At 45.5% G+C, this 6978-nt stretch carries 8 protein-coding genes and 1 pseudogene; 3 read left to right on the top strand and 6 right to left on the bottom strand.

Going from position 1 to position 6978, the window contains the following annotated elements:
• Window positions 1–130 precede the first annotated feature (130 nt).
• Complete coding sequence (locus tag QT994_RS27945) at window positions 131–250, top strand: transposase (protein ID WP_445243945.1); 120 nt, start codon at window positions 131–133, stop codon at window positions 248–250.
• Window positions 251–346: 96 nt separating this feature from the next.
• Here the strand turns inward: QT994_RS27945 and QT994_RS23900 are convergent.
• The 3 genes and pseudogenes from QT994_RS23900 to QT994_RS23890 form a co-directional block, all read right to left on the bottom strand.
• Window positions 347–589: pseudogene (locus QT994_RS23900) on the bottom strand (glutathione binding-like protein); the annotation flags it as partial.
• A 21-nt stretch (window positions 590–610) separates the two neighbouring features.
• Window positions 611–967: a glutathione S-transferase gene (locus QT994_RS23895; RefSeq protein WP_333178956.1), complete on the bottom strand. Its 357-nt coding sequence runs from the start codon at window positions 965–967 to the stop codon at window positions 611–613.
• Window positions 968–1051: 84 nt separating this feature from the next.
• Window positions 1052–2014 carry a glycosyltransferase family 2 protein gene (locus QT994_RS23890; RefSeq protein WP_333178954.1) on the bottom strand — a complete coding sequence of 321 codons (963 nt, stop codon included), beginning with the start codon at window positions 2012–2014 and terminating at the stop codon, window positions 1052–1054.
• 393 nt (window positions 2015–2407) lie between these two features.
• On the opposite strand from QT994_RS23890, the gene QT994_RS23885 reads away from it, so the two are divergent.
• On the top strand, window positions 2408–3031 hold the full coding sequence (locus tag QT994_RS23885) for a TenA family protein (RefSeq protein ID WP_333178951.1): 624 nt from the start codon (window positions 2408–2410) through the stop codon (window positions 3029–3031).
• A 37-nt stretch (window positions 3032–3068) separates the two neighbouring features.
• On the opposite strand, the gene QT994_RS23880 is transcribed toward QT994_RS23885, so the two are convergent.
• Window positions 3069–4214, bottom strand: coding sequence for a mannosyltransferase family protein (locus QT994_RS23880; protein WP_333178948.1), 1146 nt, complete (start codon window positions 4212–4214; stop codon window positions 3069–3071).
• Window positions 4215–4311: 97 nt separating this feature from the next.
• Complete coding sequence (locus QT994_RS23875) at window positions 4312–5604, bottom strand: pentapeptide repeat-containing protein (RefSeq protein ID WP_333178945.1); 1293 nt, start codon at window positions 5602–5604, stop codon at window positions 4312–4314.
• A gap of 120 nt (window positions 5605–5724) precedes the next feature.
• Between QT994_RS23875 and QT994_RS23870 the strand changes: the two genes are divergently transcribed.
• Window positions 5725–6180: an aspartyl protease gene (locus QT994_RS23870; RefSeq protein WP_333178942.1), complete on the top strand. Its 456-nt coding sequence runs from the start codon at window positions 5725–5727 to the stop codon at window positions 6178–6180.
• 233 nt (window positions 6181–6413) lie between these two features.
• Here the strand turns inward: QT994_RS23870 and QT994_RS23865 are convergent, their stop codons facing one another.
• A complete protein-coding gene (locus tag QT994_RS23865; RefSeq protein ID WP_333178940.1) occupies window positions 6414–6932 on the bottom strand; it encodes a DUF1648 domain-containing protein in 519 nt (172 codons plus the stop codon).
• Between the last annotated feature and the right edge of the window lie 46 nt (window positions 6933–6978).

The raw sequence follows: 6978 nt of genomic DNA, 5'->3' as shown, positions 1-6978 counted from the left end.
GCTGCCTATCTTTTTTTACCACAAGTTGGCTCAATCCTTACTAAATATGGGTTTCAGGCGGGTTGTCACCCCCCCAGCGCATAAATATAAGCTGTAGCGTTATTTATGCGCTGAGTTATTCACATCAGAGATTGAGCAACAGATAACAGTTGAATTTGTTTATACACCACCATATTCTCCGAATTTTAATTTAGTCGAATATCTAATTCATTTGTTCCGACTAAGACTACTACATCCGGATGCCAAGTGACAAAAGTATCGAGCAGGTTGAAATGCGAATAAAAACCTTTTTTTAAACCCAACAATTGCAGGCTCCCATCCAAATTGCCAACACGATTCAACATATTTATAACCTCATTCTATAGTCTTCTAGCGGGAAGGGAGTATATCGAGGTTGATTTTTTACTCGATTTATCCAACTTTTAATTGCGGGAAATCTCGTTAAGTCAAATCCGCCCTCACCCGCAACGTGAGTGTAAGCAAATAAACCGATGTCAGCAATAGTATAGCGATCGCCTACAAAAAAAGCATGGTTTGCTAAATGCTGTTCCATCACCCCTAAAGCAGCATAACCCGGTGCTTGTTTTTGTTGAAGTGCTTCCTGATATTCTTAAGCTTTTCCTGTCATGTACCAAAAGCTAGAAGTAGCAATAAAAGGTTCGTGGCTGTACTGTTCAAAAAATAACCACTGCATGACTTGACCGCGTTCAAATTTATCAGTTGGGAAAAACTCTGTTCCTTCGCTCAAGTAAAACATAATTGCATTCGATTCAAAGAGAAATTTACCCGATGCGATTTCTAACACCGGAATGCGGCCATTGGGATTTTTGACCAAAAATTCAGGTGTGCGGCTTTTTCCTTGGAGAATATTAATCTCTATGCGATCGAAGGGAATATTAAGTTGAGTTAAGAGTAAGCGAACTTTATAGCAATTGCCCGAGGGGGAATACTCGTAAAGTTTAAACATGAGTCTTGAGAAGATTTTACGATCTTAAATTATCTCATAAATTAGATAATTTAGGCACGATGAGTTAACTGTTGTCTGCTAACATTATTTTGGCGATCGACACCGATCGCCAAAACCAGCCACTTCTGCCAGCGTATAAAGCGGGCGACCCTTCACCTCCTCATAAATCCGCCCTATGTACTGGCCCAATATCCCAATACTAACCAACTGCACCGCACCCAAAAAGAAAACCGCCATCATCACAATTGTCAAACCAGTTAAGGCAGAACTTGGATAAAAAAGCCGCCAATACAAAATTAAAAAAGCCATTAACACAGATATAAATGCAGCAAACAACCCCAAATAAATCGAAAGTCGGAGTGGTACTTTTGAAAAAGATACTAAACCATTCATCGCCAAACTCAAAGATTTTCTGAAGGTATACTTAACCTCGCCTGCAAAGCGCGGATCGCGTTCAAACTTAACCGCCGTTTGTTTAAAACCAATCCAAGCTCGCAATCCCCGAATGTAGCGGTTACGTTCTGGCATGGCGTTGAGTACATCCACCACGCACCTATCCATCAAACAAAAATCTCCGGTATCTATCGGAATATCAACATCAGCAAGATGGCGCAAAATGCGATAATACATATAAGCAGGCAACCGCTTAAACCAACCTTCTTGACGGCGTTGAGTGCGCTGAGCATAAACAACTTGATAGCCCTGCTGCCACTGTGCTACCATATCTATAATGAGCTCTGGCGGGTCTTGCAAATCGCCGTCCATGATGACTACAACTTGACCAGTAGAAAAGTTTAAACCAGCAGTTACAGCTATTTGATGACCGAAATTGCGGGCAAAACTGAGGTAACAAATTCGCGAATCTTTTTCGTGCAATTCTCGCAAAAGTTCGAGAGAGCGATCGCGGCTACCATCATTGATTAAAATTAATTCTACTGGGCCGTCCATTCGATCCATCACGGCCCTAATTCGTCGATATAATTCAGCCAGATTTTCTTCTTCGTTATAAATGGGAATTACCAAGGAATACTTAGGTGTATCGTTCATTACAGTTTCTGTTTAAAAATCGGCTGTTCAACCCTTAAATGACAAGTTTATTTTTCCCCAAACACGCTGGCTGCTTCACGAGAGAGGTTCGGCACTTAATTTCGCTTTTTGAACCAGACAATAGCCCCCGACAAAATAGCAGCGTACCAAAACTTATCTATTTTCTTAAATACCATACGAAAAACGACAGGTTAACTAAGACTGACTCCAACCAAGCGAAAATTTCTGTTATCATATAGCAATCCTTGCAGGAGCCGTAAATATTTTACCCCACCCCAACCCTCCCCGAACTCGCGGGGAGGGAGTAAGAAATTCACAAATGATGCGAGGATTGCTATAGGTGTTGACTCGGCATCTAAAAGTTACAATCATAACCCATCGATTCAAAATTGCATGACAAATTCCAATTATCTTTGGCAAGCAAATCAAGACTTAAGCGAAGCTTGTCTGCAACATCCCTTTGTCAGAGGCATTGCTGACGGCAGCCTCCCCCAAAATAGTTTTGCATATTACGTTGCACAAGACGCATTTTTTCTGGGAGCATTCGCTCGCGCTTACAGTGTCGCTGCTGCAAAAGCACCCGACTGGGAGGGGTTTGAAATTCTCCACAATCTCTGCAGCGGTGTTTTAGAAGAACTTCGGTTGCATCAAGGATATGCAGCCAAATGGGAGGTAAACTTGCAAGAGGCTAAACCGAAAATTGCTACCCGCCGCTACACAGATTTTTTATTAGCGACAGCCTGGGGAAGCGGTGTCGGTTTGACAGCAGCCGCGATGACTCCTTGCTTGCGGTTATATGCTTTTTTGGGACAGCAGCTAGCTAAACCTAATATACCGGAACACGCCTTTAGCGACTGGATTTTCACCTATAGCAGCCCTGATTTTGAGATTTTAGCAAAACGGCTGGAAAGTTTGGTCGATCGCTACGCAGAAGCTGGGTCGGAAGTAGAAGCAACCTATCGCTACGCTATGCTCTGTGAAAGAGACTTTTTTCAGGCAGCTTGGGAAAGAGAGTAAATTAAGTTTGGGCAAAAGATATTAAGAGCGATCGCCCCTAAGCTACCCACAGCCAACTAGCAAATCTCACGGAAACGTAAAGCAGAAATACGCCAAACAATCCCATCAACCCGTAACCCCAACGAGGCTTGGCCGCCAATAACAAGCCAAGACCTATTGACAGCGGCACAATACCGTAAGCGTAGCGCTCTACCGATTGTAACGCTCCCGAAGTAACCAGCAGGGTCAAAGAGCAAAAACCGAAGCAAATGATTGTAATGCTCAACCTTTTTCGTAAATACCACAACAAATAGCAACCGCCAAAAACCATCCCAACTTTAGTAGCAGCGTACAAGCGGAAACTGAAAAAGTTCTTAAATATTTCCAACCAAGTAGGCTGACCCCAGGCTTTTTGGATGTGAATAAATGCTAAAGGCTCTTCCAAATTAATAGCACAGTATAAAATAAATGAAAAGAACCCGATCCCGCTAGCAAAACCCGCAGTATAAGCGAGGGGAGGTCTTTTTTCCCTCCAAGCTGTCAGCAAAAAAGTAGGTATCAGGGCTACTCCTGGGCCTCTAGTAGCAGTCGTCAAAGCTCCCCAAAAAGCAGCCCAAATATACTCGCCCCTCTCAAAAGCTCGTAAAGCCGATGCTGTCAGGAACAAAAACAATCCTTCTGTATACATGACAGTGCAAAATAGTGAGAACGGAGACCAAGCTAGCACAGCAGTTGTCCACTTCGCTGCACCAGCATCGTATCGCTCCTCTACCCAAAAATACACCACCAATAACGCACCCAAAAACGCCAAAGAGTTGATTAATACCCCTGCAGCTTCGGCTCGCATTCCGAGGGTCATCAGCCCCCGAATTAGTAAGGGAAAAAGCGGATAGAAGGCAACGGAATGCTGCTGCCCGTCATTTGCATAGCTGTAGCCTAAATTAGCGATTTGGGTGTACCATTTACCGTCCCAATGCGAAAACAGTTCCCAGCCACTTTTGGGAAGGAAGCCACTGACAAAACCCAGAGGTGGCCAGGGATACACGGGCGGGTTCTTGCAGACTAAAGGAGCAATTACTTGCATCCCGATCGCAATTATCGATCGGCTCAGAAACCACATAGCAATTACAAAAATTAACCCGTCCCTGCTTTTGGAGCGCGGACGCGGAGGAATTACTTCTAGCCCTAAATCAGTATTTGTCATGGCTAAAGCAGCGCAAGACTCTAGATTTAAAATTAAAGTATAGTCCGCTGCCGAGCCATCGCCAAATATATACGTAAGTACAGGTGTACTGCTAATTTTAACGTCCGAGTTTATTGGGAATCCCTTCGCAGCCACCGGGAATAGTCTCTCTCGACTTCGAGCCACACCAAGCGCAGCAGTAATAGCGCTGATCCTCCGACAGCCGCTTGACACCGGTGAAATCAACACGTTCAACCACAGCGCCGGTATGTTCACCCGTTTGATAGTTGGGAAATTCGGTACGGCTGCGGGGAGATGCAGTTTCTGCCGAGCCGTAGAATAATGCGGCGCCTCTCATGTCGGCGCGAGCGAGATTGGCGTCGTACAACACAGCGCGCGAGAGGTTGGCTTTCACTAAATCGCACTTGCTGAGATTGGCACGGACGAGGTTGGCTTCGCTCAAATCCGTCCACCGCAAATCAGTGCCAGCCAGGTCCGCACCCGCTAACATGACATTGAGATCGATAACGCGGATACCGTGATCTCTATCTTCAGCGTAGCCGCCGTCGCCGTCAAGGATGGGGCGGCCTAAAAGCCGATCGCGCTTCAGAGGAGTAACCAATCTAGACTGCGACAAAAACCGCAGAATTTTAGCTTTACCTTCAGCATCTACACTGCTCATAATCGCAGCGGTGCGGCCTTCTGCGATCGCCCTTTCCTGCGGCCAATCTTCCAAAAATCCTTGTTCGTCGAGGGCTAAGTCGGAAACCCCTTGAAAATAAGCATCGATCGTTTGCTGCTGCGTAATTCTGTTTTGTTGAATCGTCAAATCTTTCGAGATCACATACTGCCGCCAAGCCACGTAAACGCCCAAAATTGCGATCAAAATTTGGCCCAAAGCGCCGATCAGCTCGCCGAGGGCACCGATGGCGTCCCAGTTGATTTGGATGTTGCGGCTTCCCGGTTCAGTATTAGTACCGCTGAGCATCAGCAAGCCAACAATCCCAGCTAAAAGCCCGAAGCAGGCGACGATCAGCGTGCGCCAAGCCGGCGGAATTACCTGCGCCCAGATTTTACCCCAACTCGGCCACATCAGCCGCAGCGATACGCCCATCGCACCGATGGCGCCAATTAAGCCCAGCCAAATGTTGTCATTGGCTAGCCCAAAAATCATCGCTGCGATCAACCCCAGCGTCAGCACTGACCCCGACTTCTCAGTAGTCGTTTGTTCCGGCTGCTGCGGCAATAAAACCTTGCGACTTGGAGGCGGCGGCACCGGTTTTTCCGGTTCAACAGTAGCGACGATTGTCCCTGATTCTGGTGGCACAGTAGGGTTCGCACCGTTCAGACTTTCTACAGTCACGTTAGATTCAGGGCGATTGGGTTGAGAAGAATTGTTTTCTGGTGTCATGCGTTGAGGCAAATTCTAATTTTAGCGGGTCATTAAAACGATTTTAACTAACTTTCGCAGGATTCTATATAGCATTACAATAGAAATATCTACTAATTACACTCAAAGAGGTAACATACTATGACCCTGGTACTCCCAAATCTTCAAGAAAAACAAATGGGTCAAGTAATCACTACAATCACCGTCACGAATCGCATCGATCGAGTTATGGCAGAACGGGGATTTATTTCTGTTGAGGAAGTTCGGTCGGTTACCCTCGATAACGTTGTTGTCGATACCGGAGCAACTCTGCTTTCCTTGCCAGCTCGCATTATTAGCCAGTTAGGCTTAATACAAGTAGGAGAAAGAGATGTAGAAACATCAGCGGGCATCAAAAAAGGTCGAATTTTTGCCGACGCTCAAATTATTGTAGAGGGGAGAGAAGGGAGATTTGATTGTTTAGAGTTACCCGAAGGCGTTTCCGCTGTTTTGCTGGGCGTGATTCCCATGGAAGAACTGGGCTTAGAACCTGATTTAAAAAATCGACGGTTGCGAGTATTGCCGATGAACAATCAGCAAACATATCTGATGGGTTAGTCGAGCGGCGTTTACCGTAACACAAACGTCTCGCCTGGTATTCCTATCATCTCCAGTCAATTACCCGCCCTTCAAAAGGTTTTTAGTGAGGACTAAACCCCTCATAAAATTTTGAGTAATTTATTCCTCATTCCAAAGAAATTTTAGGTATTTTGGAGAGGTTATATATTATTAACGGCGGCAAAAAAATATATCTAAAAACCCACTTTTTAGGTATATGTAAGTTGTTTGCCCTACATCTGGCGAGCAGAATAAGCCTTGAGCAAATACACGGCAACCGTCCCAAATATCAAAACAATTATCCCCAAAACTAACTCCAGACTAAACCTTTGAGCATTGCCCAAAGCGACAAGAATTTGCTGCCGCACCACAAACGCCAACAGCCAGCAAATCTCCGCCTTCAGCCAAACCAAAAGGCCTCGCCCCAACAGATATTGCCGGTGAGCGTTCTCAGAAGTAATCTGTACCGGATAATTAAAAGTATGCGGATAGCGGGATACCGCAGTTAAAACCGCAAAAATAAGGGCCGCAACCGCGGGCATGAGCCAAATCGTCATCTTGTCGCCCCAAGCATCAGCCAGCCCCCCCAAGCCGAAATGAATCGGAATTTGATCGGGCAAAACCGCCCAAAACTTGACGATGAGCAAAACAGCCAGCAAAATCGCGATCGCACCCAAAAGCTCTACCGCCACTACAACAGGCGAAAGCCTCAGAGAAATAACCGGCCGTTGGTTTGGTGTGTTTCCAGTCATGGCTACTTAAAATTAGATTAATATTGAAAACAATAGTATTGGTTCC

It is taken from the genome of Microcoleus sp. S13_B4 (assembly GCF_036700885.1).
GTDB lineage: Bacteria > Cyanobacteriota > Cyanobacteriia > Cyanobacteriales > Microcoleaceae > Microcoleus.
The sequence above is the reverse complement of the archived record's forward strand: the minus strand, read 5'-3'. Positions and strand labels throughout refer to the sequence as shown.

What these genes read in the sequence shown, in the direction of transcription:
- QT994_RS23890 (WP_333178954.1), bottom strand. Translation starts at nt 2,014, where the DNA reads ATGAACGATACACCTAAGTATTCCTTGGTAATTCCCATTTATAACGAA.
- QT994_RS23895 (WP_333178956.1), bottom strand. Translation starts at nt 967, where the DNA reads ATGTTTAAACTTTACGAGTATTCCCCCTCGGGCAATTGCTATAAAGTT.
- QT994_RS23870 (WP_333178942.1), top strand. Translation starts at nt 5,725, where the DNA reads ATGACCCTGGTACTCCCAAATCTTCAAGAAAAACAAATGGGTCAAGTA.
- QT994_RS23880 (WP_333178948.1), bottom strand. Translation starts at nt 4,214, where the DNA reads ATGACAAATACTGATTTAGGGCTAGAAGTAATTCCTCCGCGTCCGCGC.
- QT994_RS23875 (WP_333178945.1), bottom strand. Translation starts at nt 5,604, where the DNA reads ATGACACCAGAAAACAATTCTTCTCAACCCAATCGCCCTGAATCTAAC.
- QT994_RS23885 (WP_333178951.1), top strand. Translation starts at nt 2,408, where the DNA reads ATGACAAATTCCAATTATCTTTGGCAAGCAAATCAAGACTTAAGCGAA.
- QT994_RS23865 (WP_333178940.1), bottom strand. Translation starts at nt 6,932, where the DNA reads ATGACTGGAAACACACCAAACCAACGGCCGGTTATTTCTCTGAGGCTT.